This window comes from Pseudomonas sp. DC1.2 (assembly GCF_034351645.1).
Taxonomy (GTDB): Bacteria; Pseudomonadota; Gammaproteobacteria; order Pseudomonadales; family Pseudomonadaceae; genus Aquipseudomonas.
Genome location: NZ_CP133782.1, coordinates 2,735,859 through 2,759,393 on the forward strand (window position 1 = coordinate 2,735,859; position 23,535 = coordinate 2,759,393).

The 23,535-nt window shown below is 54.9% G+C and carries 19 protein-coding genes and 1 pseudogene; 7 read left to right on the forward strand and 13 right to left on the reverse strand.

Going from position 1 to position 23,535, the window contains the following annotated elements; genetic code table 11:
* Positions 1 to 33: 33 nt before the first annotated feature.
* Positions 34 to 1,623 (reverse strand): ABC-F family ATPase, encoded by a 1,590-nt coding sequence (locus RHM68_RS12470; RefSeq protein ID WP_322223389.1) that lies wholly within the window; start codon positions 1,621 to 1,623, stop codon positions 34 to 36.
* A 492-nt stretch (positions 1,624 to 2,115) separates the two neighbouring features.
* Here RHM68_RS12470 and lpxO point away from each other — a divergent pair, with 492 nt between their 5' ends.
* The 3 genes from lpxO to RHM68_RS12485 all read left to right on the forward strand — a co-directional run bounded on the left by lpxO (position 2,116) and on the right by RHM68_RS12485 (position 4,767).
* Entirely contained in the window at positions 2,116 to 3,015 is a 900-nt protein-coding gene (gene lpxO, locus RHM68_RS12475) for a lipid A hydroxylase LpxO (protein ID WP_322223391.1), read from the forward strand.
* Between the two features lie 210 nt (positions 3,016 to 3,225).
* Positions 3,226 to 3,549, forward strand: a complete 324-nt coding sequence (locus tag RHM68_RS12480) for a hypothetical protein (RefSeq protein WP_322223393.1) — start codon at positions 3,226 to 3,228, stop codon at positions 3,547 to 3,549.
* Between the two features lie 66 nt (positions 3,550 to 3,615).
* A complete protein-coding gene (locus tag RHM68_RS12485) occupies positions 3,616 to 4,767 on the forward strand; it encodes a PQQ-dependent sugar dehydrogenase (protein WP_322223396.1) in 1,152 nt (383 codons plus the stop codon).
* Between the two features lie 69 nt (positions 4,768 to 4,836).
* Here the strand turns inward: RHM68_RS12485 and rimI are convergent, their stop codons facing one another.
* Positions 4,837 to 5,934 (reverse strand): ribosomal protein S18-alanine N-acetyltransferase, encoded by a 1,098-nt coding sequence (gene rimI, locus RHM68_RS12490; RefSeq protein WP_322223398.1) that lies wholly within the window; start codon positions 5,932 to 5,934, stop codon positions 4,837 to 4,839.
* A 92-nt stretch (positions 5,935 to 6,026) separates the two neighbouring features.
* Here rimI and RHM68_RS12495 point away from each other — a divergent pair, with 92 nt between their 5' ends.
* Both RHM68_RS12495 and RHM68_RS12500 read left to right on the forward strand, forming a co-directional pair.
* Positions 6,027 to 7,613 (forward strand): RimK family protein, encoded by a 1,587-nt coding sequence (locus tag RHM68_RS12495; RefSeq protein WP_322223400.1) that lies wholly within the window; start codon positions 6,027 to 6,029, stop codon positions 7,611 to 7,613.
* Positions 7,614 to 7,620: 7 nt separating this feature from the next.
* A complete protein-coding gene (locus RHM68_RS12500; RefSeq protein WP_322223402.1) occupies positions 7,621 to 8,544 on the forward strand; it encodes a magnesium transporter CorA family protein in 924 nt (307 codons plus the stop codon).
* Between the two features lie 82 nt (positions 8,545 to 8,626).
* Here RHM68_RS12500 and RHM68_RS12505 read toward each other — a convergent pair whose 3' ends face one another.
* Positions 8,627 to 8,932 carry an NIPSNAP family protein gene (locus tag RHM68_RS12505; RefSeq protein ID WP_322223404.1) on the reverse strand — a complete coding sequence of 102 codons (306 nt, stop codon included), beginning with the start codon at positions 8,930 to 8,932 and terminating at the stop codon, positions 8,627 to 8,629.
* A 20-nt stretch (positions 8,933 to 8,952) separates the two neighbouring features.
* On the reverse strand, positions 8,953 to 9,435 hold the full coding sequence (eco, locus tag RHM68_RS12510; RefSeq protein ID WP_322223406.1) for a serine protease inhibitor ecotin: 483 nt from the start codon (positions 9,433 to 9,435) through the stop codon (positions 8,953 to 8,955).
* A gap of 386 nt (positions 9,436 to 9,821) precedes the next feature.
* Here eco and RHM68_RS12515 point away from each other — a divergent pair, with 386 nt between their 5' ends.
* Positions 9,822 to 10,091 (forward strand): DUF1652 domain-containing protein, encoded by a 270-nt coding sequence (locus tag RHM68_RS12515; protein ID WP_322223408.1) that lies wholly within the window; start codon positions 9,822 to 9,824, stop codon positions 10,089 to 10,091.
* On the opposite strand, the pseudogene RHM68_RS12520 reads toward RHM68_RS12515, so the two are convergent.
* Positions 10,088 to 10,484 (reverse strand): annotated as a pseudogene (locus RHM68_RS12520) (hypothetical protein). The gene RHM68_RS12515 and the pseudogene RHM68_RS12520 sit on opposite strands and share 4 nt — an antisense overlap.
* 89 nt (positions 10,485 to 10,573) lie before the next feature.
* Positions 10,574 to 10,843, reverse strand: a complete 270-nt coding sequence (locus RHM68_RS12525) for a DUF2790 domain-containing protein (RefSeq protein WP_322223410.1) — start codon at positions 10,841 to 10,843, stop codon at positions 10,574 to 10,576.
* 510 nt (positions 10,844 to 11,353) lie between these two features.
* Between RHM68_RS12525 and RHM68_RS12530 the strand changes: the two genes are divergently transcribed.
* A complete protein-coding gene (locus RHM68_RS12530) occupies positions 11,354 to 11,653 on the forward strand; it encodes a hypothetical protein (protein WP_322223411.1) in 300 nt (99 codons plus the stop codon).
* A gap of 246 nt (positions 11,654 to 11,899) precedes the next feature.
* Here the strand turns inward: RHM68_RS12530 and RHM68_RS12535 are convergent, their stop codons facing one another.
* From RHM68_RS12535 to xylB, 7 genes are all read right to left on the reverse strand, one after another.
* Complete coding sequence (locus RHM68_RS12535) at positions 11,900 to 12,883, reverse strand: sel1 repeat family protein (RefSeq protein ID WP_322223413.1); 984 nt, start codon at positions 12,881 to 12,883, stop codon at positions 11,900 to 11,902.
* 12 nt (positions 12,884 to 12,895) lie between these two features.
* Complete coding sequence (locus RHM68_RS12540; RefSeq protein WP_322223416.1) at positions 12,896 to 16,240, reverse strand: peptidoglycan-binding protein LysM; 3,345 nt, start codon at positions 16,238 to 16,240, stop codon at positions 12,896 to 12,898.
* Positions 16,241 to 16,269: 29 nt separating this feature from the next.
* On the reverse strand, positions 16,270 to 17,136 hold the full coding sequence (locus tag RHM68_RS12545; protein WP_322223418.1) for a DUF4123 domain-containing protein: 867 nt from the start codon (positions 17,134 to 17,136) through the stop codon (positions 16,270 to 16,272).
* Entirely contained in the window at positions 17,127 to 19,175 is a 2,049-nt protein-coding gene (locus RHM68_RS12550; RefSeq protein ID WP_322223421.1) for a type VI secretion system tip protein VgrG, read from the reverse strand. Before RHM68_RS12550 ends, RHM68_RS12545 begins: the two co-directional genes overlap by 10 nt.
* A gap of 305 nt (positions 19,176 to 19,480) precedes the next feature.
* Positions 19,481 to 20,692 carry a hypothetical protein gene (locus RHM68_RS12555; RefSeq protein ID WP_322223423.1) on the reverse strand — a complete coding sequence of 404 codons (1,212 nt, stop codon included), beginning with the start codon at positions 20,690 to 20,692 and terminating at the stop codon, positions 19,481 to 19,483.
* A 343-nt stretch (positions 20,693 to 21,035) separates the two neighbouring features.
* Complete coding sequence (locus tag RHM68_RS12560; protein WP_322223425.1) at positions 21,036 to 21,974, reverse strand: carbohydrate kinase; 939 nt, start codon at positions 21,972 to 21,974, stop codon at positions 21,036 to 21,038.
* Between the two features lie 13 nt (positions 21,975 to 21,987).
* Entirely contained in the window at positions 21,988 to 23,484 is a 1,497-nt protein-coding gene (xylB, locus tag RHM68_RS12565; protein WP_322223427.1) for a xylulokinase, read from the reverse strand.
* Between the last annotated feature and the right edge of the window lie 51 nt (positions 23,485 to 23,535).

The following is a 23,535-nucleotide window of genomic DNA, read 5'->3' on the forward strand; positions in this document are numbered from 1 at the left end:
ACCAGGACAGGGCTTTTCAGTGCTAACGGACGCTTAGAAAACCACGCCTTGGCTACGCAGGTAATCGTCGTAGGTGCCGCTGAAGTCGATCACGCCGCTTGGGCTCAACTCGATGATGCGGGTGGCCAGGGACGATACGAACTCGCGGTCGTGGCTGACGAAGATCAGCGTGCCTGGGTAGTTCTCCAACGCCAGGTTAAGCGCTTCGATGGATTCCATGTCCAAGTGGTTGGTCGGTTCGTCCATGATCAATACGTTCGGCTTTTGCAGGATCAGCTTGCCGAACAGCATACGACCTTGCTCACCACCGGAGATAACCTTGACCGACTTGAGAATGTCATCGTTGGAGAACAGCATCCGGCCCAGGGTGCCGCGAACGATTTGCTCGCCGCCTTGGGTCCATTGACCCATCCAGTCGAACAGATTGCTGTCATCTTCGAAGTCATGCGCGTGATCTTGAGCGTAATAGCCCAGTTCGGCTGCGTCGGTCCATTTCACAGTGCCGGCATCCGGGGTCAGTTCATTGACCAAGGTGCGCAGCAAGGTGGTTTTACCGATACCGTTCGGGCCGATAATCGCTACGCGTTCGCCAGCCTCAACGGTGAAGCTGAAGTCTTTGAACAGTTCCTTGCCGTCGAAGCCTTTGGCCATACGTTCGACGATGACCGCCTGACGGTGCAGCTTCTTGGTCTGTTCGAAGCGGATAAACGGGCTCACGCGGCTCGAAGGCTTGACCTCGGCCAGTTGGATCTTGTCGATCTGCTTGGCGCGGGAAGTAGCCTGCTTGGCTTTCGAGGCGTTGGCCGAGAAGCGGCTGACGAACGATTGCAGTTCCGAGATTTGCGCCTTCTTCTTGGCGTTGTCCGACAGCAGTTGCTCGCGGGACTGGGTCGCCACGGTCATGTACTCGTCGTAGTTGCCCGGGAACAGACGCAGTTCGCCGTAGTCCAGGTCAGCGACGTGGGTGCATACGCTGTTCAGGAAGTGACGGTCGTGAGAGATGATGATCATCAGGCTGGTGCGCTGGGTCAGAATGTTTTCCAACCAGCGGATGGTGTTGATGTCCAGGTGGTTGGTAGGTTCATCGAGCAACAGCACTTCAGGATCAGAGAACAGCGCCTGAGCCAGCAATACGCGCAATTTCCAGCCTGGGGAAACCTCGCTCATCGGGCCAAAGTGCTGCTCGATGCCGATACCCAGGCCGAGCAGAAGTTCGCCAGCACGTGATTCAGCGGTGTAACCGTCCATTTCGGCGAACTCGGTTTCGAGTTCAGCAACGGCCATGCCGTCTTCTTCGGTCATTTCCGGCAGCGAGTAGATGCGATCACGCTCAGCCTTGACCTTCCACAGCTCTTCGTGACCCATGATCACGGTGTCGATGACCGAGAATTCTTCGTAGGCGAACTGGTCCTGGCGCAACTTACCCAGACGCACGTTCGGTTCCAGCATGACTTGGCCGCCGGACGGCTCGAGGTCGTCACCGAGGATCTTCATGAAGGTCGACTTGCCGCAACCGTTGGCGCCGATCAGGCCATAGCGGTTGCCCGCTGCGAATTTGACCGAAACGTTCTCGAATAACGGCTTGGCGCCGAACTGCATCGTGATGTTAGCTGTAGAAATCAAAGGTTTTTCCTGCGAAGCATTCAGAGTAGCTAGGGGTGCGGCAGTACCGATTCAGTACCCGGTTCCGGTATCCAAACCACGGGAAATGCATCCCGGTCAGAAGCGGAAGGTCCATCTGGCAATAAGTGGACAGCAGCAATGGAGCGCTTGGCCCGAGTGAAATTGCGCTGAGGCGGGATTCATTCCCGTCATCAACCAAGGGGGGCGCGTAATGTTTGGCGGCGATTGTACTGGTCTGGCTCTTTAAACGATAGGGCGTTGAGACCCTGCGAGCCCTTTGGTGGTATCAGCGGACAATTTTTAACAGCTGAAGGTTAACTATTGGTTACAAACTGAGGCTAAAATGCCGCTTATTCGCCCGGCGCGTTTGCATGAACATGTGTTACAGATCGCCGTCGGGTTCGCTGTTTAGTATTTCAGATGCTGCATGACCCTTACGCCGCTTGGCTGGCCGTGGGCGCAGTTTTTTCATTTCTGACGTGTGACGATTTCGTGAAACTGATCATTGCCGCTATTTACGTTGTATCCATCGCGTATGTGCATCTTCGCGGTCGCGTGCGCCATAAGCTGGGTCGCCAACTAAGCGACCACTCGACTTTCCTGGCACCCATCAATTGCTTCCTGTATCTGTTCTCGAAAATCCCCGGGAAGCCTTACCTTGAGCCGGCTGACTTTCCAGACCTGAGCCCGTTGCAAGCTCATTGGGAAGACATTCGCAGCGAAGCCCTGAGCCTGCTCAGGGCGGGGGAGATCAAGCGTTCGGACCAATACGATGATGTGGGTTTCAACTCCTTCTTCAAGAGTGGCTGGAAACGTTTTTATTTGAAGTGGTATGGCGATAGCCACCCTTCGGCGATGAAACTTTGCCCGCGTACCACTGAACTTGTGCAAAGCATTGGTTCTATTAAAGCCGCTATGTTTGCCGAGCTGCCGCCGGGTTCCAAGTTGGTCCGCCATCGTGATCCTTATGCCGGTTCATACCGTTATCACTTGGGACTGGACACCCCCAACGACGCCGGTTGCTACATCAATGTTGACGGCGAGCATTACCATTGGCGTAATGGCGAAGCGGTGTTATTCGATGAGACGTACATTCATTACGCCGAAAACGCCACGCAGCAAAACCGCATCATTCTGTTCTGTGACGTCGAACGACCACTGAAATACCGCTGGGCGACAGCGCTCAACGGCTGGTTCAGCCGTAACGTCATGTCTGCCGCAGGCGCCCCCAACGAGGTGGGTGACAGGACCGGTGCGATCAATCGGTTGTTTACCAAAATTTACAAGGTTCGCCTGCGTGGCAAGGAACTGAAAAAACGTAACCGCGCCCGTTACTACCTTGAAAAATGGGTGATTTTTGGCGGGTTGCTGGCGTTTTTTGTGCTGATCTGATTTGACGAGGTGCTTGTTGGTGGCTTCCTTGCCCGTGGCCTGGCGAGAAAATTTCAGTCATCAGCGGCCCCAGGCCCCAGGCCGCTGGCGGATCGGCCGCGCCGTCAACTCGTGTTACATCTTGTGGAAGAGGTTTCAGTTAACAAATCCGAACCTCGGGCGTAGCGTGCAATCGAAGACTCTAATCACGTGGACGTACAGAGGCTCCTCATGAACAGATGTGTACTCGGCTGCACGGTATGGGCGTTGAGCGGCTTGCTCGGCCAAGCGGCCCAAGCTCAGAGCCCGACGAGCACTAGCAACAACAACCCCTACAACAGCCCAATTCACCGGGCCAACCCCAATAGCATGCAAGGCACGCAACCCAATGCCCCGGCCATTCCGCAGCCGACCTTTGCACCGGTGCCGCGTCCGCCTACGGTGGAAAACGGAGGTGTCGGCAATCGCTATCCGCAAGGTCAAACGGCACCCGCTGCCCCACCGAAATTTATCCCCAATCCGCCGCCCCGGGACTCCGACAACAGCAACCGTTGAGCGTCAGGACTGAAGTTCAGTCAGCCATTCAAACGACAACGCCGTTAACGACAAAAGGAATCGTGCATGTTGCGTAAAACCCTCTTGGCCACCTTCTGCGCCAGCGCACTGATCACCGCCGCCGCGCCCGTTTTCGCGGCGCCCCCCCAAGAACTGCAAAGCGAACAAGGCACCCTCGAGGTCACACCCATTACAAAAGGCCTCGAACACCCATGGGCCCTGGCGTTTCTCCCCGATCGGCAAGGCATGCTTGTGACCGAACGGCCAGGCAACCTGCGGGTAATCAGTGTCGACGGCAAACACTCGGCACCGGTCACCGGGGTGCCCACGGTCTGGGCCAAAGGGCAGGGCGGTTTGTTGGATGTAGTGTTGTCGCCGGACTTCAAGCAGGACCGCTTGGTTTATCTGTCCTACGCCGAAGCTGGTGGTGAAGGCGATAAGGCCGGGACCGCGGTCGGGCGCGGGCGTTTGTCCGAAGACCTGACGACTCTCAAGGATTTCAAAGTGATCTTCCGTCAGGAGCCGAAGTTATCGGTGGGCAACCACTTTGGCTCTCGACTGGTGTTCGACCGTGATGGTTACTTGTTCATCACGTTGGGCGAGAACAATGATCGTCTGACTGCCCAAGACCTCGACAAGCTGCAAGGTAAGGTCGTGAGGATTTACCCTGACGGCAAAGTGCCGGACGACAACCCTTTTGTTGGCCAGTCCGGCGTGCGCCCGGAAATCTGGTCCTACGGTCATCGCAATCCCCAAGGCGCTGCGCTCAACCCCTGGAGCGGTACACTTTGGGAAAACGAGCACGGCCCCAAGGGCGGAGACGAAATCAACATCATCGAGCGTGGTAAAAATTACGGCTGGCCGTTTGCAACCCACGGCATCAACTATTCCGGCGAGCCGATTCCAGAGTCCAAGGGCAAGACGGTAGAGGGCACTGTGGCCCCGCACCACGTTTGGGAAAAGTCCCCCGGCGTCAGCGGCATGGCGTTCTATGACGCTGATCGCTTCAAGCCTTGGCAACACAACGTGTTTATCGGGGCGCTAGCGAGTCAGGAGCTGATCCGGCTGCAATTCGATGGCGACAAAGTGGTTCATGAGGAGCGCCTGCTCGGCGAACTCAAATCACGGATTCGCGACGTGCGTCAGGGGCCGGACGGGTATTTGTACGTGCTGACGGATGAAGCGGATGGAGCGTTGTATAAAGTCGGTTTGAAGTAACGCGTTACTGATTGTGCCCACGCGCCGCCTCCCAAGAGGTCGTTAAGCGCCGGCGCGTGGGGCCGATCTTCACTGTCGGCGATAGAGAATCACCGCTGCCCGCAACTTTCCTCTGCCGAAACTGCACATTTTCTCGAACTCCCCATGGCTGACCGGCAGATGCTGGCAGTCCATGGACTGGCGATGTTGACTGTGATCCACGTCTGGATCGTGCAGATAAACGAACTCTTCGTCGCAATCGGTGACCATCACCCAGTGCGGCGCCTTGGAGCGGGTCAGGCGATAGCTACTGATCAGCACCAAGGGCTGCCCGCCGTCATCCAGCAGCCTTGGCAAATCCAGTGGCCCGCCAATCGCTTGTTCGACGTCGGTGTCAAGTAACTGCCCCGTGAACTCCTCGTGTACCAGGCGCATTACGTCTTTTTTATGCTCGTCGCGCACCCCATCAAGAAACAGTGGCCCGGCCATGCTCAGTTGCAAACGCACGCGAAACCCGCGACGCCATGCCGCTAGTGCCAGCCCCTGAGGGCTGCAACCACCATGGCCCGATGTCATGAACACCGTGGTCGCCTCACGCCAGATTTGCAGCTCTTCCCGACGCTCCAGCAACCGATCCTGTTGCAGCGCCCCCATCGCCATCAGCAGGCAGGCCGGGCCGCAGGTAAAATCGGTGGTCTGTTGATACCAGGGCACGTTGATGTTGCGCGAGTCGCGATGTTGCAGGATGCGTTTTTCCAGGCGCAGCGCGTCGGCATGGTCTTGGTAATAGTCATGAATCAGGGCAAAACGGCGGTAACCGTTGCGTTCGTAAAGCGCAATGGCGGCCGGATTGTCGATGCGCACTTCCAGCCGTAAATAGGCGCAGTCGTGCTCCAGGGCGCAGGCCTCGATTCGTTCTAGCAATTGTTTGCCCAGTCCGCTACCGCGTGCCTGGGCAGCAATTGCAATTGAATAGAGCCGAGCCAACGACGTCCCACGGTGGAACAACACCACGGCATAACCCACAAGATTTTCCTCGCGCTGTGCGACCAGCAACTGGCCGTGGGCACGGGTGATCATCCACTGAAAACTGCGACTGTTGAGTCGATCCGTCGTGAAACACTGCTCTTCGAGTTCCAGCAGCGCCGGTAAATCTTCAACTACCGCCAAGCGAAATACAGTGTTCATATGACCGCCGTAAAAGTTGCGTAACGAAACGGGACTTTCGAAAAAGTTCGTGCTTAATAGGAATGGTCTTGTTCTCCAACGGATCAATCACTATGTCAGCGGTACAAGGTCATTGGCGCGAAGTATCCGAGCAAACTTTGCCGACAGCAATCACTTCTGCAACCTATTTAAATGATGCCCCTAGAACTTCAAGCCAATTGATTATCATCGTCGAACGCAAGGAAGACTGGGCTTCGTACTTCCCCAGCGAGGACATCGTGACCGCTCAGGAATACCTCGAACAGACCCGCGATAACGAGCAAGGCAAGCGAGTCCAAGTAATTAATCTGTGCCGCAGCTACAAGTACCTTGGGCACGGTTACTACTGCTCCCTGCTCGCCGAAGCCCGAGGGCATAAAGTGATTCCTTCCGTGCGCACCATCAGCGAGCTGACGCGAAAGTCGCTGTATGGGTTGGCACTGGACGACCTGGATAAACCACTGGAAAAAGCCCTTAGTAATCACCTCTACAGTGATACGGAAGGGTTTACCCTAACGCTTTATTTTGGCAAGACCAATATAGAGCCGTTGCAGGACTTGGCTCGGCAGTTATTTGAAGTCTTTCCGTGCCCAATACTGCTCGTTGAGTTTCGACGAACTAACGGCTGGCACATTGAAGGCATAAAGTCTGGCGCGCTGCATAAATTACGTGAAGATCAAGAAGATCAGTTCGCCAACTCTCTAGACAGTTTCAGTCGAAAAATCTGGCGCGTGCCACGCTCGCGGCAATTGGCCCGTTACGACCTGGCCATCCTGCATGACCCACAGGAAGCGTTGCCGCCATCCAACGCCAAGGCGCTGGATAACTTCGTCCGGGTCGGCAAAACACTGGGCATCGACGTCGAGCTTATTGAGCGCAAAGATTACGCTCGTATCGCCGAATACGACGGGCTGTTAATCCGCGAGACCACCAGTGTCGACAACCATACCTACCGCTTCGCCAAAAAAGCCGAGAGCGAAGGGCTGGTGGTGATGGACGACCCGGCGTCGATCCTGCGCTGCACTAACAAGGTCTACCTGACTGATTTGCTTAAAAGCCATCAACTGGGCATGCCCGCCACCGAAATTCTTTACAAGGAACGACCGGAAGACTTCGAACGAGTCGGCGAGCGCTTAGGTTTTCCACTGGTATTGAAAATTCCTGACGGCTGCTTCTCCCGGGGCGTCATCAAGGTCGAAAGTCAGCAAGCGCTGCTCGAAGCTACCGCTGAGCTGTTCGAACACTCGGTGCTGTTGCTGGCCCAGGAATTTTTCTACACCGAGTACGACTGGCGTATTGGCGTGCTCAACCGCAAACCGATCTTCGCCTGCCAATACTTCATGTCCAAAGGTCACTGGCAGATCTACAACCACAAGGCCAAAGGTCAGGACGTCAATGGAGAATGCCGCACGCTGGCGGTCCACGAAGCGCCGCGAGCAGTGGTCGAACTTGCGGTGAAGACGGCCAACTTGATCGGCGATGGCCTGTACGGCGTTGACCTCAAGCAGTCCGGCGACAAAGTGGTGGTGATCGAGGTCAACGACAACCCGAACATGGACGCCGGCATCGAAGACGCCTACTTGCAAGACGACTTGTACTCACTGGTCCTTGAAGAGTTCGTCCGACGTCTGGAACTCAAACGGCGTGGTCAAGCCTGGTGAGCGGTCGATGATCAAGAGCTTTCAGCTGATTCAAGGCGCGCTCCACGCCGTCGATAGGCTTGATGCGCAAGTGATGCTGTTCAGCAACCCCGATGCCGCCGAACGGGACGTGTTGTACAGCGATTTCAAACTCGATGAACACGCGCTGGCTTCAGCGCTTGATCCTGACGAGGTGTCGCGCATCGAGTTTCACCCCGACAATCTGTTTCTGATTTGGAAACGCCCGGAAAACTACTCCGGTGGCGGCAGCCTGTCGTTCGAAGTGTCGTCTTGCGGTTTGCTGTTTTCGGCGCAGCGTCTGTTGGTGATCGCAACCGACGACTCGCCCCTGCATGGGCTGGGTACCAGGCAGCGACTGAACACGCCGCTGGATGTGTTGCTGGATTTGCTGTTCAACAATATCCATCACTACTTGGGTCACCTCAAGGTGATCAAACTGGTTGCCCGGGAGTTGCAGCAGAAATTCAACGCTTCGATGCAAAACCAGCACCTGATCCAGATGTTCAACCTCAGTGAAAGCCTGATCTATTACATCAACGCCATCCACAGTAACGGCGCTGTGCTGACCCGCCTGCGCAACCACGCAGAAAAGGAACACTTCAGCGCCGAGTCCCTCAGCCTGATTGACGACTTGATCATCGAAAATAACCAGTGCTACAAACAGGCGGAAATCTATTCCACGGTGTTCTCCGGGCTCATCGACGCCCGGGGCAACCTGATGAACAACAGCATGAACAACCTGTTGCGCAAACTGACATTGATCAACGTGGTGTTTTTGCCACTGAACCTGATCGCGAGCATTGGTGGCATGTCGGAATTCAGCATGATGACGTCCGGAACGCCTTGGTGGGTGTCGTATCCGCTGTTTCTGACGGTGATGCTGTTGGGGGCCGGGGGGATGGTGCTGGGTCTCAGGCGGTTGGCGAGATGATTGCCTCACCTTTTAGGCCGCCATTGCGAGCTGACTCGCGATTAGCCAATGCGCTGTACGGCCTCCTGGTATGCGAAATACGTCATGCCAACAGCGGGCGCAGAAACGTTCGCTCGTAGCTGACAATAAACTTTTTCGCGACCAGCGATGCTACCAGCGCGATGCTTTCGGGATCTGTCATCGCGATATGGCGGTAGCTTTCGTAGTCCGCCAGCGAAGGAAAGCTGAACAGGCAGTAGGCGATATTACTCGCGCCTTCTGACGGCAGGAAATACCCATGATGCGTCCCGCCCAAACGCTCGACAATACCTAGCCATGCCTTGGCATAGGCTTCAAAGTCGCTCAGTTGATAGGGATCGATCACATATTTGACGTGGCAGGTTATCAATGTGCGGCTCCTGTGGTGGCTTATTCCTGAACGGCGTTCTCGACCTTGCCGGAGGCCGACCAAATCCGATAGCGAACTTCCACGTCTTTGGGCACATAGAGCACGATAGGCAACTTGCTGTTATAGCGCAGCATGAAGCCATCACCGACCACCGCTACGAAGTCTTTTCTACGTTTGCCATCGGGGCAGGCCATCAGTGTGCTCATCGGACCGATGACGGTTTCCAGTCGGTAGAAAGGATAGCCCCAGCCCTCAAGGTTTTTCTCTTCAAGCATGCCACCCAGGCGCTGCCGATTGCAGTCGACGGACAACGTCTTGCCGGCCAAAATCTCGACCTGATAGGCGTCTTCCTGATTTTGAGCGGGAAGGTGAATGACCTGGCGGGTAAAACCGTTTTCAGGGTTGGGAAACGGCGCAACCTCTTCGAGTTTCGCGGCATGGGCAGCGCACGATAGCCCGGCAACAATCAGCCCGACGGTCGTGTGTAAAGTCAAAGAACCCATATTGCCTCCTTGCTTGTGTGGTTGGGCGGCGGATACTTGAAACGCCTGCGCGCATTCTTGCTGCCGCGTGTGGGCAATGTAAACCGGACTGTGGGAGGGTTGCGAATTGCAGTGCCAAATAAGGATGTTCTTGCACATTGCATGAGGCCATTTGCTTGCTATTTGGCTAAGCCATTGATTCTTCTATAACGCACACAGCGAAATGTTCGGCATGATCTATGCTCTATTTTGTTCTTAAGCTGACCTGCGATTCATATTGAGTCGGCGTTGAAGCACAAGAACGAACAGTAGCTGAAGTGACGTGACCCGCATGGAAACAGCGGGTGATTTCAGCACTGATCGATATTTATGTTGATTGGCTATCTCACAATAAGGAGAGGGTCGCCATGTTTCTTTCTGCCCTGGAACTACGCAACATCATTGAAAGCAGCTTTTTACCTAAACGTTGTCAATGCACGCTGTCGCCAGACATGTCGATGACTGTGAAGGTATACGCCGACCGACAGACCGATCAATTGGACTTAATGGTCACTGGCATCAACGCCAAACGGCTCAACGGTAGTCGCCAAATCAACGACCTGATCGCGGAGCTGCGATCGGACCTTGAGCGACGTTTACTGTCCCAGCCACGCCACGCCAGTGGTCGGGCGTTTTAACCTAAGGTTTCGAGCTCTACGGAACCGCGCCGGGCCTGGAGAAATCCGAGGCCCAGCGCCAGCTCGACCACCACCGCCGGCAAAATAGCCGGGCCAGCATGGCCATTGAGCCATTCGCCAAAACCCAGCATAGCGAGCCCCCAGCAACCGACGATAAAGCCATTGCTCAGCGCACTTCGGCTTGCAGAAAGTGGTTCGTTGCGCACCAGATAAAACATCACCCCCAGTGCCGCAAACACTACCGCGCTACGTCGTGCCACAAATCCTGCGGCCGACGAATATTCGATACTCCAAATCGCCAGCAAGCGTTCCGGCATGCCCCCCCCAAATCAATGCCAATAGAAAACATAACGCTGCGGTAAACGTCGACAACGAACGAAATGAAAACTGCATGGCGAATCCTTGCGGCAGTGAGGATGCACCCGAGCATAGCCGGTGGACACTCCAACGCCTACCGCAAAGTACCGATTCAGAGCCTTCTGTCAATTCTGGAAGCTACAGGCGTCTGACAATTTCCGGTAAGTGATCTCTTCAGGCTTGCCCGAGGTGCTATCGATGTACTTCATATCCGCCTTGATGACTTTGCAGTCCGGAGTTGAGTGTTCCGTCATGGCAATGACTTTGCCCACATTCAGCGGCATGCCGTAGCGATAAGGCACTGCTTGAGTCGAGGACGTATCGGCAGCCTGGGCCATCCCGGCAAATGCGGTGAAGGCGAGGGTGGTGGTGATCAGCAAAGTGCGCATGTTCATGGGATATCTCCAGTACAGACGGAAAGTCAGCCCGACGTGAAACACGACGAACCTGCCGCACTGGGTATCAGAAAGAGTCTGAAGGCGTGCGGTCCAGTACAGGTTTGGACCGCGGGGTTAAGCGATGGTTAAGCCGATAGGGTGCTACCTGTTATTAGGGGTTTTCTGACAGAGGTTTCATGTGAGCGAAAAAACTGCCGGAGGTAAGGCGTATTCCTACAGGGCTGGACGCTTTGTCTTCTATCGGTATCTGGGCTGGACCGATTACTGTTTGGCTTCGCTGCAAAATCAGCGATCGGGTTTGGTCACCTGATGCCATCGCACATATGTGTGCCATCATTCGCTCTGCGGACATCTATGTCTTCGTAGTGCGTTGAAATGGCGGCTGTGTGCGGGACGCCTTCGGGCGAGCCGAGTTGATGGTATCGGTTGACCAAGCCTGTACACAGTCCGCCTCCCATCGTTTGGTCACGGTGCTGGCGGTAATTTACTAATCATCGAGTAATCACTATGCCAACGCTAAATCCCTTTCCTGATCGCTACCGCTCAATCAAAAGCAGCGTCACCGACACAAACCCCTTGGTCATCGACACCCAGGCCAATCCCCAAGACATTCTCGAAGCCGCTCTACAGCGCATCCGTGCCGGCAGCAATTTGCTGGAAACGCTTCATTGCCACTGCTTCAAGGACGGCGATGTGCAGGACATTCCGCACATAACCCATGCGCTGTATTTATTGACGCAGGATGGGTGCGATCTGTTGCAGGTAGCGCAGCAGCGGATGTTGGGGTGGAAGAAGGCGCCGGTCTGACGCTACATGGTAAGGAGGGGAAGCAGTCTTTGTAGCTGCTTCCTATTCCATAGCAACTGCTGAGTTGTAGGGTTGTTCGCGTTCTGGTCAGAAGATACATAAACCAGCCTTCAGCGACTTAGCTTGTCAGGGAAAAATACTCGAAGTGACATGGGTTTTCCTTACTGAAGCGGGCTTTGCGTTAACCTCGAAAAATATTCCTACTACAGCAAGGGCTGCGAAAAAATACATTCTTATATTGGTTATTTATAACTTGTCAGGGAAGAAGGACAGTGGGGGATGAGAGTCTTTCCACTCTTTAGAAACCATTTTCGCTTTTTCTATTTGCTTCGGACTCATTTTGTCGGAAATGTTGGGAAGTACATAGTTCACGTAGTCCGGCATTCCTCCGCCACCATCTAACTCAAGCAGTAGATGAAGTAATGCATAAGATTTGACCGGGTCATAAGTGTATCCGAACTCTGATGATTCCTTTCCTATGTCAGATCCATATCCAAATATTGCCGTTGCGTAGCCAGTTTCTGCCGCTTTCTCGTTCCAAAATCTAAATCCTTGCAGGTCCTTTTTTTCCGCCAAAATTGCCCCGTATTCCAACATTCCTTGTGGATAACCCCCTTCAGCGGAAGCTTTCATTAAACGCTCAACAACTTCTGCCCGACTGGATGGTAATATAAAAAAGCCTCGGCCTTCACGATAGCTGACCCCTAAAAAATATTGCGCAAATGCGTAACCTTTTTCAGCGGATTTTTCCAGCCATTTATCATCGCCAGTAACTATAAACATAAGATACATCGCTTCTGCGTTCCCCTTCGCAGCTTCTACGCCTGCAGTATCTATAGCCATTTTTCCCCATTCGCCAGGTTCTTTTCTACCTTTAGGACAGTTGCCCATAGCAACGCAGAGATCATTTTTCTCTCCCGCAAGTCTTATCATTGAGTATATATCGCCTTGGAGCGCCGATGCTTCATACGCGCTTAGTGCTTCAGGTGTCATATATTTTTTATTTTTGCGAATGGCTTCGCCGAGATAATATTGGGCCTCGTGATCGCCAGCATCTGCAGCAATTTTTAGCTGTGGTGTCGCGGATATAGCTTTGAACTGATTGTACAGTTCTATTCCCTTGTTTTTGGCTGCTAGCTGATCTTGGGAAAGCTCTGCTTGCACATTAGTGCTAAAAAATAAAATACAAAGTAAAAAACTAAGGGCGGATTTCAATTTTGATGATTTCAATTAATGAGTTCCTTAAGGGCCGATATATTTCATGGTGCTGAAAGGAAGGTACCTGTTTTCATGGAGGTCGAATTTGCAGGATCCATCAAGACGTTGCCCAAGCTTTTTGACATTATCCTTGTACATAGCTCTATCGATATCACCTTCTTGCCGTGATAGACGTAATACGGCATTTGCCATGAAGATGTCTAATTTGTGTTTGTTTTCGCAGTATGCTTGCCCGGGATTTTTCTCTTGGGTGCCAAATTTGTTCATGGACTTACACGCGTCTTCGAATTGCTGTTGAGCCAAGAGCAGCGTCCCGGTTTTTTGAGAGTTCGTTGTTATCCAGCTGATTATTCTATTGATGGCTCTTTGTTGCAGTAGACAAGCTTGATCTCGACTGTATTCCTTTTTCACATCTTTAGACGTGCCATCGCTATTGCTAATTGTAGTCACGTTGAAACCTTTCGGATCCGATATCAGTGTCATAAGAATTGGCCCTAACGCCTCCGGTGTTGCTTCCACGAACCACTGTCTCAATTCATCCTGGTTTTCATATTCAACGATGGTATGAGCTATAGCTCCACCCTTACCCGCACTTGTCATCGCCTCATAGAGATTCATAATGGCATCTATCCCCATCATGTAAACCATAGCGACATCAAGCCCAATTGCACCCAACGCATTCAGATTGGAAGCCTGCTCAGCCGCCTCCGGCGTAATCCAACTAATCGAAGCGCCCTTGGCCTTATACAACTCACGCCGATAGATATTGATTAGCTCTACAACAGCCTCATAACCCACCTCAAATTTGAAACCACCACTTGCGCCCGGTCCGAGCACAACGGTTGCTTTCAAATTAAGGATGAATTTGCCCTTATCCAGTGATATTTGAGCGTTGCCCTGCACACCCGCGCCATACGCGGCGCCTGCGGAGCCACTAAGGTTGGCAAGCGTCAGCCATTGGCTGGCGCTAGTAGCCTCTTTGCTGTTGTTAACACCGGTTGAAGGGGCTGAGCGCAACGCGGCCAGCGCTTTCGGTGGAGCCCAGTTCAAGGCTCCCGTCAGTTCGATGCCCGCTTGTACACCCGCGAACAAATTGAAGTTGGCTTTTATGCCATTTTCAATTTGTACGTTGGCTGCTTTGCCCGTCATGACTTGGCCCGAGGATTTGGTCTCGACTTTAGTCATCTCGCCCTTGGATTTGTATTCAAGGTCTGGAGTCGGGCTGGTATCGCCATTGGCGGCTTTGGTTTTGATAGTTTCTTCGTGGGTCGCTCTTTCGGCCCTCGCTTCAGCATCTTCGCGTTGTGCAGGTTTGACAGGGCTGAGTGTCGCCCCGTATTTGGCGTTGCCGTTTATCGGGGACAGTTCAATGCTACCGGCGAGCATGAGCGACGCACCGGCGTATCCCCATGCACGGGCGCCGAAGTGGAAGGACATGCGGCCGAGGTTCAAGGTTTGAAGCTGAGGATTACCTTCAAGGTAGTAATCGATGGTTACGTCTTTGGCCTTCTCGCGCTCTGGCATGTCGACTTTCAGTAGTTCAACTTCACCGCGCGCCAGGTCATAGCTCAGCGATGCGCTGGTCGAGATCTTGAAGCCTTCAGCGGCAGAGAAAGAGGGGCCTTCCGCCTTCACTTCGCCATGCAGTTTTTTCTGCGGAGGGGCCAGGCAGCGGACGAATTGAGCTTGCGGGCTATTGTCAAAAAGCCTCACTTCGCCGCGAATGCTCTTTTTGAAGACGACCTGCTTGAGATGCTCGCCCCATTCTTTGCGTTTGCCGGCATCTTCGAGCTCAGTGACTTTGTAGCCACTGCTGTCCAGGAACTTGTAGAACTCGTCGATGTTGAACCAGCCAGTGGTGTCAAACCAGTCGCCGACCTGGTCGCCAATTCTTAGCGCACCCTGGCTTTCCAGCCACTGCCCAAATACCTTCTGCGCGCTGTTTTTACTGGCACCGCCATCACCGTTCTTGGGGATGCCTTCAATTTTTCCGACTTTCTTCGCAGCTTTTTCCATGTCTTCTTTTAGAAGTTTTGGCACACCCCTGATGTTCAGCAAGCTGAGCCATCTTAGCGGCGTGCCGCTTGCGCTGAGCGTGCTGACTTCCCTGAGCGGAAAGCCATCCTTGACCAAGCGATCAATAGGCTGCGGCTCAAACTGTTCTGGTTCCCAGAGCAAGTGACGTCGAACGGTATCGGCAGCGACTTTTTGCTTGGCTTTTTCATGCAAACCTTGTTTTACGGTTTGCAAACGGTCCCATTCAGCACGTTCGACTTCGACTAACCCGGCCGGTGCCTGGGCGTTTTGCCCCGTCGCTTCGATCCAGTTTTTGTATTTTTCACGCAGCCGAGTGTTGATCTCCGATTGCCGTTTTTCAGTGTCGAGGTACAACTTGAACTGCTCGATCCCCGTGGTGATGTCATCACCGCTGATCAGCGCGAACTCAGGCAATGCAAGCCCGTATTCCGATACTTTGGCAATCGAATCGGTGTATTCGTGATAGGCGAACGACTTGGCTTCGCCGTGCTTCCATGCCAGATAGGCGTAAGTGTCGCCTTCGCAGGTTTGGAGGCATTTCTGCAGTTCGTCACGCTTTTTCTTGTCTGTTTCCAGGAGTTTGGCGATGTCTTCCTGCGCCTGTGGCGCGATTCCGCCTTCACTGATCAGCGTCTTGCGTTTTTCCAGGTAGTTTTGAACACGTGCGCGGGCTTCAATGGCCCCTGCGGAAAACAATGCCCCGTTCTCATAGGTATTACCTTTTTCTTTTGCCGCGGCGATGGCCAGTTTCTTAAGTTCAAGATACTCACGACGTAACTTAATCAGTGCGCTGTAATCGTCGTGAATACGGTTTTGACCATCAATCTCCGACTGAAGTTGGTCGATACGCGAGCGTTGAGTATTAACTTTTGGCTCTTCGGCCTTTGGCGTCTCTTTTTCTTTTGCGAGTTTTACTTCTTTGCGGCTGCGAAGGACCATGCCTGGGTCCATCTCGATATTCGGTTCCTGAGCTTCAATCGCCTCCATTCGCTGGCGCTGTTCGCCTTGGAGGAAAGTGCTGAGCTTTGGCTCAAGGAAGTATTCCAGTAATCCGCTCTCGTCTAATCCCTTAATGCGTGCGTCACGGGACTTACTCGGTGCAATCTGATTTTCCAGAGCATGCATGGCTTCCTTCATCGAGGAGGCAGCGCGCTCGGGCAGCAGCCAAAACTCTTGCTCTTCAGTTGCATAAATTGCAGTGCCGAATGTATTGGAGCAAGGCTTGGGTTGATCCTTGTGGTTCGTAGTACATGCTTCTGTGAAGTCTTTTTTCGGCCCCAGGTTCAGGGGGGCTGGCCCGGGCGCTGTCGCTGATTGTTTGGTAGTTTCCATGATGCTTCCGTTCTGTTGTTGCGTCGGGTTCATTGGGGATTGGCGGATGCGATTTGCATCAGCTGTTCAACCTTGATGAACGACTCTTCCTTGGATTGCAGGATGGCAATGGCTTCTGGTCTTGTTTCAAGCGGCGGTCCGTTAACCACCGAGGCCAGCTTGAGAAGATGGTCACCTTCGTAGATGTTGTTTTTTAGCAAAAGATCCAGGTTCTCAGCAATTTCATTGATCCGGTCGTCACCCGGTTCACCGAATGCTGCATATTGCTCATCGACCCAGTACAGCCAACCCAGCCGCGCTTGAATCTTTGCTGCGTTGTCGGGCAGGTTAAACGCCGGGCCGTCGCCATGCCATATCGGTTCCTTGTCGGCCATCCACGACAGCCAGGCGCCGCGCTCCCTACCGAAGTGGCTGGGTGAAGGGCTGTAGACCGCTTGCCAAGGACCGAATAGTTGAATCGACGTGTCGCCAGCGGTATAGGCCAGCGCGGCCCAAAGGCTTGGTTTGTGATAGCTGAGCAGGCTCTGGCCGCCGGAGCCGTCGTTGGCTTTCAGTAACCAACGCGCATGCGCGAGGGCCAGATTGGCATCTTCTGAAGTCAGGGCAATTCCTGAATGGTTTTCTTCGCACAGTCGCGCGGCCTCGGCTGCCAACTGGCTACCCCACGGTGCGGTCAGCCACAGGGGACCTTCATTGACGATATCGGCAAACTCAGTGCTGCTGAACAAGGCTTGAGCATTCATCGGTTCGCCGACGCGATAAAGGCACGACATGGCCTCGGGCTGGCGTCCGCGATCTATGATGAAACACAGAACCTGATTGGACTGTTCCCTCGGCAGCGACTCGAATTCATAACGAGGTGCGGCCAGTAGGGCGTTCATCGCGGTTACATGCATGTGCAATCCTTACGGCTGCAAGCGCCGTTGCTCTGTTTGCCGCACAACGGCGTGATACCTGACTCGTTGAGGCGGGAAGGGAGAGGGGCTTTGCCCGCGACATCTGCAGCCGCCACCTTCATCGGTCCCGGCAATAATGGTGCAGCCGGCGTCCCCGACCCCGGAGAACCGCCCGAGTTGGTCTTGACCTGCGCGCCACTAATCGTTACGCCACCGGCGTCGATTTTGACGAAACTGCCGCCTGCTTTGGCTGTCAGTTCCATGCCGCCTTCCACGACTACTTTTTCCCCGGCGTTGTAGTGGATCTCGGTGCCGGCCTCGACAAACTGAGCCGTTCCGACTTTCAGGTGCCGGGTTACGCCCACGGTCAGGTGGTCGTCTGCGCGCGCTTCAGTCTTGCGATCCAGATACGTGATTCGATGCTCTTCGACCTTGAATTCGCTGAAGGCGTTGGCCTCGACGGTGTCGTGCCGTTCATTGCCGATGTGGATTTTCTGGTCGTGCTCGATGCTTTCATCCCAGTCGCGCTGGGCGTGGAGGTAGATCTGTTCCGCGCCTTTTTTGTCTTCGATGCGAAATTCGTTGTAGCCCTTGCCTCCCGGTGAGCTGAGCGTCTTGAAGGTGCTGCGGGTTTTGTTGGCTGGCAGGTCGTAGGGCACGACGTTTTCTTTGTGGTACAGGCAGCCGGTGATCAGCGGCTTATCTGGATCACCTTCCATAAACGACACCAGCACTTCCATGCCGATGCGTGGGAGGGTGATGCCGCCGTAGGCATTACCCGCCCAACCGGTGGCGACGCGCAGCCAGCAGGTGGTGTTTTCGTCACCCTGGCCGTCGCGATCCCAGAAAAACTGCACTTTGACGCGGCCATATTGGTCGGTGTGAATTTCTTCGCCGGCGGGGCCGGTAACGATGGCGGTCTGGCTGCCGAGGACTTTGGGTTTCGGGTGTTCGAGGGCAGGGCGGTAGTGCGCGTCCCACGGGGTGGCGAGGAAACGGTTGCGGTAGCCCTGGTGGAAATCGTCTTTGTCGTCGGTGACGTCGCTGGTGATGTTTTCGCTGAGTACTTGCGGCTGTTTACCCTCGTGGATGACTTCGAGCAGTAACCACAGGTCGTTCCATTCGGCGCGCGGGTGTTCGCCCAGCGTCATGAAGTGGCCGCTGGCCAAGGTCGGCTCGTCGCCTTTGCCTTCGGCGAGTTTGTAGTCGCTGCGATGGCGCTCTAGTGCGCGGGTCGCCAATTGCTTGCCGCGCTCGCGGTCGGTGAAGCGGCCGGGGTAGTCGTAGTCTTCCAGGTCAGGCGCGAACGCGCTTTTGGCGGCGCCTTCCGGGAGGATGCGCGGTTTTTCAAAATCGTAATCGCGGCGGCTGACGCGGGTGGTGCGGGTTTCAAGGCGTAGGTTGAAGCGCTTGATCACCGGTTTCTCGGCGGCCATCCCGGAGTCTTGCTGGTAGACCACGGGCGCCAGTTTGCGAAACACGGTCTGGTCATCGCCGAACACCAGTTTGTGTCCGCTGGCCGAGTGCTGGAAGTGGAAGTGAATGCCTTCTTCTTCGCACAGGCGCTGGATGAAATGCAGGTCGGACTCGTCGTACTGCACGCAGTAGTCGCGTTCCGGGTAGGTCGCGCCAAGCTGGAAGTTGTAGGCGTCGGACAGAATGCCCCGGGCTTCCAGGACTTGAGCGATGATCTTCGGCACCGGTAAGTGCTGGAAGATCTGCTGGTCATGGTTGTGCCGCAGGTAGGCGAGTTGCGGAACCAGGCTGATGCTGTAGCGAGTCAGCTTCTTGCCGGAATCACCTTGTTCAATGCGATAGACCAGGCCGTGGATGATGCCTTTGCCGGTGGCGCCGAAGGTCAGGCAGCCGGGCTTGTGCAACAGCTCTTCAAGTTTCAGGTCGGGGCGCGCGCTGACCAGTTCGATGTCAAAACAGAACGGTTGGTTGAGGGCTTCGCGACCGACGAAACTGAGCACTTGCAGGTCGGCGGAAACGCCTTCGAGCGTGAGGGAAATATGGGTTGCGTTCGCGTCCAGCATGCCTTGAATTCCGTCCTTTGAATAAGCTGGGGCGAATGGTGCAGGATTAACCGACCTCGTTCAAGGCGCAAATCCTGTAGGTACAGACGCGACCGTATATAGGGGTAACCCCTATATACAAGGTTTAGGCCAATGAACTCTGGCTGTTCCAGCGCTTGCCTCCCTTTGCGTACAACCTGCGATCAAGCACTGATAATCATTTTTTTTGCAAAGTCTTCTTTATTACTTCAACGCCTGCTACCACGATTAGCGTAAAGGTCTGTGAATCAACTTCATCCTGCTTGGTAACTGTTCTGTTGATTCGATCAAGGCAGCGGGGCGAAAAATGCCCTCGGATCGGCCGTATCATTTGTTTTCGAATATCCGGCACCCACCGTGCCAGATACCGACACCGAGCGCGCTCTATAAATAGTCGTTCCTTGCGCAGGCTCTACGCTGCTCAGGCCACCATTAGGCGTCCAACTGAATACGGTCACCGGCACATTAAAGTCGTTGGCGGCACAGGTCATGATCAAAGTGTTGGCAGCTTGGGAGAAATCATTGGCCTTGCATGTATTGAAATTCGCCGGGATGGGAATTTGTTGCGTAATGTTCGATGTAGCCACCCAAAAAATCGGCAGTGTTTGACTAGCTGACGCTGTCGCGTTAACGATGATGGATCCTTGTTCGTTAAGAAACGCCGATGCAGTTGGTAAGCGGTCCGTGGATATCAACGTAGTAGGTTCGCCGTCGAAGGAAGACCAGAAGGTAGCGATGGGGTTGTTGGCGTAATAGCAACTGCCTGCCGCCTGATTCTGATTGTTGATGGCGATAACCTCGCAGTATTGCGCACCGGTGGGTAACCGTAATGGTTTCAAGACAAAATGAGTGCCGTCGTAAATGGCTACTTCTGCGGACGAGTTGGTTAGAAGATGTGGGCAGTTGAGTGCGACGTAGGGATAACCATTACTCAGGGCATCTGAAATGTCGGCACTTTGACAGTTGTCGTTTCGAGCGGAGACTTGCGTAGGTGTACCGGTATCTTGAAGACGCCAGACAACAGCGGTGTTACCTAGAAGGCTGATGCTTTGACCGGCAACGTGACCGAACTGTGTCGCACCATTGATGGTTGCCCCGGTATCCAGCGGTAAGGGCAGAAGCTTTGTGGGCGAGCTCGCGGGACTGGCCACGGACCAAGTTACCGGTACTTTTCCGAGTACAGTTCCTAGCAATTGGTCGCACGTTCCACTCATGACATTGATGCCCAAATAATCACTTACGCAGGATTGCCCTGCTTGCAGGGGTGGCAGACCGGTGAACGAGGTCGAGCTTGTTGCATACCAAGCCTGATTCACTCCGCTCGTGTTGCAATAGCCCAAGACCGAAGATTGGTTTGACACGGAGGTTGGCGTGCATTTTCCGACGCTGGGTCCTACGTTCTGAGGCGGTGAAGCCTGGGCCCAAGGCGATATAACGATGGTAGACAGTAGAGCCGCGGTGACGATAAAAGGAGTGTGCCTTTTTACGAAGATATTCATGAAATGCCTTCCCTGAATTATTGAACCGAAGTATCTGGCAGCAGGGCGAGGTGTACTTCTTAGGCGCCACCTTTCTGATTACCATCAGCCGTTCGCAACTGCGGCGCCAGCTTCGATTCAGTTAAAACAAACAAGGAAACATGCGCAACTGTCATAGCTGACAGGTGACTAGCAGCAGAGAATGTGCATTTGCATCGAACAAGGCGCAAAGAGCTCTGCACACTGAGGAGCGCTCATCAGCGCTCCTCTATTACCTGTGCGATTTTGAAGCGTTGGTAGGCGCTGCCTCGTATGACGTGAGGCGAATGCCAGAAACGGCTTCAGAAGATGCGCTTCCAAGCGCTCAAGGCAGTTGATGACGATACGGCAGGTCAGGCCCGGTCTTGCTGCACGTCAACGCCGCGGCTTGCACCGCAAACGTGAGCATCCCGTCAATCTGCTCACGGCTCAGCCGCTGCACGCCGTCCACCGAGTCCATTTGATGCTCGGTCAACCACGTAATCAGCGCCGCCTGAAAAGTATCGCCAGCCCCCACGGTATCGGCAGTTTTCACAGTGCAGGCCGGCACCGACCAGGAACCGTGCGCTCGACTGAACACCGTTGCACCCTCACCACCTCGTGTCAGGAACACCAATTGGCAGCGATGCTGAAGCCAGCCTTCGATGACGCGCTGAGGGTCCTGTTCGGGATACAGCAGGCTGAGGTCTTCATCGCTGACTTTGATCAAGTCGGCCAACTCAACCAACTCGGCGATTCGCGAGCGCCATAGGTCGATATTGGGTTGCGGATTCAGGCGCACATTGGGATCAAGGCTGATCAAGCGCTTGCCGCTTTCGCGCTGCACCAACGCCAGCAACGTATTGGCAATCGGTTGCACTACCAGCGAGAACGAGCCGATGTGCAGGCCGCGTACTTCAGGGCCCAGTTGCGGCAGATGCGCGAGGCTCAACTGCCGATCAGCGCAGCCTTCGCCCCGGAAACTGTAATGCGGTGAGCCATTAGCGCCGACCGCGACCATGGCCAAGGTAGTAGGCGCCGCAAAATCCACGAGATAGTCGGCGCGTACCCCTTCATCCTGTAGCACTTTTTGCAAGCGTCGGCCGAGGTAGTCGGTCGACAACCCGGCAAACAGTGCCGAGTCCACGCCCAGACGCCGCAAACCGACGGCCACGTTAAACGGAGAGCCACCCGCAATCGCCTTGAAATTGACATTGGACGCCAGCCCGCAGGCATCGTCTTCACTGAAAAAATCGAACAGCGCTTCGCCACACACCAGATACATAATTGTTCGCTCGTTAAAGGGTTGCGACATACCGTTGATAGCGTTCGTAGGCCTGCTGACAGTCCGCAACATTGTTGGCTATCGGCAAGGTTTCACTGGTCAGGTCAAGCTTCACGCACCGCGCGCAGAGGTCGGCCAGTGTTTCCTCATGGCCGGTTGCCCAGGACGTGCACCATGCCGCTTGAATGGCCGCGCCGAGGGCGGCGGCTTCGCTGTGTTCGGTGCAGATGACCGGGGTGTTCATGATGTCGGCGACGATCTGCCGCCACACTGCGCTTTTTGAGCCTCCACCGATTAAGCAAATGCTGCGGCTTTGTAAGCCATTTTGGCGTAGCAGGTCCAGCCCGTAACGCAGGCCGAAGGTCGTGCCTTCGACCACCGCACGGCAGAGGTTAGCCTGTGTCAGGTTGGTCATGGTCAGCCCCAGCAGACTGCCGGTGGCGTGGGGCAGGGCAGGCACGCGTTCTCCATTGAGGAACGGCAGCATGCACACGCCTTCGGCGCCAATCGGGGCTTGGGCGATGAGGCTGTTGAATTGATCGATATCGAGGTCAAACAAGTCACGGATCACGCCCGTGGCATTGGTCAGGTTCATGGTGCAGATTAACGGTAACCAGCCGCCACTGGAGGCGCAGAAGGTCGCGACCGCAGCATCCGGGCTGACCCTGGGTTGGTCGGCATAGGCGTAGACCGTGCCCGAAGAGCCGAGGCTCATGGTGATTGCGCCGGGCTTTATGTTGCCGGTGCCGATGGCGCCCAGCATATTGTCGCCGCCGCCGCTGGACACGCGTGCCTGAGGGTTGAGGCCTAAGTGCTCGGCGATGCTCGGCAGCAGCGTACCGACCGGGTGGTGGGCGTCAATCAGCTCCGGCAGTGCGGCTTGCAGACGTCCGCTCGGATCGATATCGCGCACTAGCTGCAAGTCCCATTGACGGGTGCGCACGTTGAAGTAGCCGGTACCCGAGGCGTCGCCATACTCGCTGCAACTGCGGCCGGTGAGCCAGTAGTTGAGGTAGTCGTGTGGCAGCAGGATGCGGGCGATTCGGGAAAAAATCTGCGGATGATGTTCCTTGGTCCAAAGCAGTTTGGACACGGTGTAGCCCGGTGCGATCACCACGCCGAGGCGTTCCAGCGAACCCTTTTCACCCCCCAAGTGAACCAACAAACGGTCGTTCTGCGGTGTGGATTCGGTGTCGCACCAAAGTTTGGCCGGGCGCAGGACCTGGCCTTGGTCGTCCAGTATCACCAAGCCGTGTTGCTGGCCTGAAACGCCAATGCCCAGGATGTCCTGACCGCTGACGTTCGCCGCAAACAGCGCGCTGCGGGTCGCCAAAGTGAACGAGTCTAGCCATTGTGTGGTGTCTTGCTCACGACGGCCGTCAGCGCCACTGATCAAGGTATGGGCGGCGGCACCCTGGCCCAGCACCTGACCGCTGGTGGCATCGAGAATGATCGCTTTGGTGCCTTGGGTGCCGCAGTCGATACCCAGGAATAATTGTTGGTTTGCCATGTCATGACCCTACCGAAGATCGCTCCCATGCTCTGCGTGGGAATGCCTCAT

Excerpts from the sequence above, each read along its gene's own strand:
- RHM68_RS12545 (WP_322223418.1), bottom strand. The coding sequence starts at position 17,136 with ATGCATGTAACCGCGATGAACGCCCTACTGGCCGCACCTCGTTATGAA.
- RHM68_RS12525 (WP_322223410.1), bottom strand. The coding sequence starts at position 10,843 with ATGAACATGCGCACTTTGCTGATCACCACCACCCTCGCCTTCACCGCA.
- RHM68_RS12530 (WP_322223411.1), top strand. The coding sequence starts at position 11,354 with ATGCCAACGCTAAATCCCTTTCCTGATCGCTACCGCTCAATCAAAAGC.
- RHM68_RS12560 (WP_322223425.1), bottom strand. The coding sequence starts at position 21,974 with ATGTATCTGGTGTGTGGCGAAGCGCTGTTCGATTTTTTCAGTGAAGAC.
- RHM68_RS12480 (WP_322223393.1), top strand. The coding sequence starts at position 3,226 with ATGAACAGATGTGTACTCGGCTGCACGGTATGGGCGTTGAGCGGCTTG.
- RHM68_RS12540 (WP_322223416.1), bottom strand. The coding sequence starts at position 16,240 with ATGGAAACTACCAAACAATCAGCGACAGCGCCCGGGCCAGCCCCCCTG.
- RHM68_RS12485 (WP_322223396.1), top strand. The coding sequence starts at position 3,616 with ATGTTGCGTAAAACCCTCTTGGCCACCTTCTGCGCCAGCGCACTGATC.
- eco (WP_322223406.1), bottom strand. The coding sequence starts at position 9,435 with ATGGGTTCTTTGACTTTACACACGACCGTCGGGCTGATTGTTGCCGGG.
- xylB (WP_322223427.1), bottom strand. The coding sequence starts at position 23,484 with ATGGCAAACCAACAATTATTCCTGGGTATCGACTGCGGCACCCAAGGC.
- RHM68_RS12500 (WP_322223402.1), top strand. The coding sequence starts at position 7,621 with ATGATCAAGAGCTTTCAGCTGATTCAAGGCGCGCTCCACGCCGTCGAT.
- RHM68_RS12555 (WP_322223423.1), bottom strand. The coding sequence starts at position 20,692 with ATGAATATCTTCGTAAAAAGGCACACTCCTTTTATCGTCACCGCGGCT.
- RHM68_RS12515 (WP_322223408.1), top strand. The coding sequence starts at position 9,822 with ATGTTTCTTTCTGCCCTGGAACTACGCAACATCATTGAAAGCAGCTTT.
- rimI (WP_322223398.1), bottom strand. The coding sequence starts at position 5,934 with ATGAACACTGTATTTCGCTTGGCGGTAGTTGAAGATTTACCGGCGCTG.
- RHM68_RS12495 (WP_322223400.1), top strand. The coding sequence starts at position 6,027 with ATGTCAGCGGTACAAGGTCATTGGCGCGAAGTATCCGAGCAAACTTTG.
- RHM68_RS12550 (WP_322223421.1), bottom strand. The coding sequence starts at position 19,175 with ATGCTGGACGCGAACGCAACCCATATTTCCCTCACGCTCGAAGGCGTT.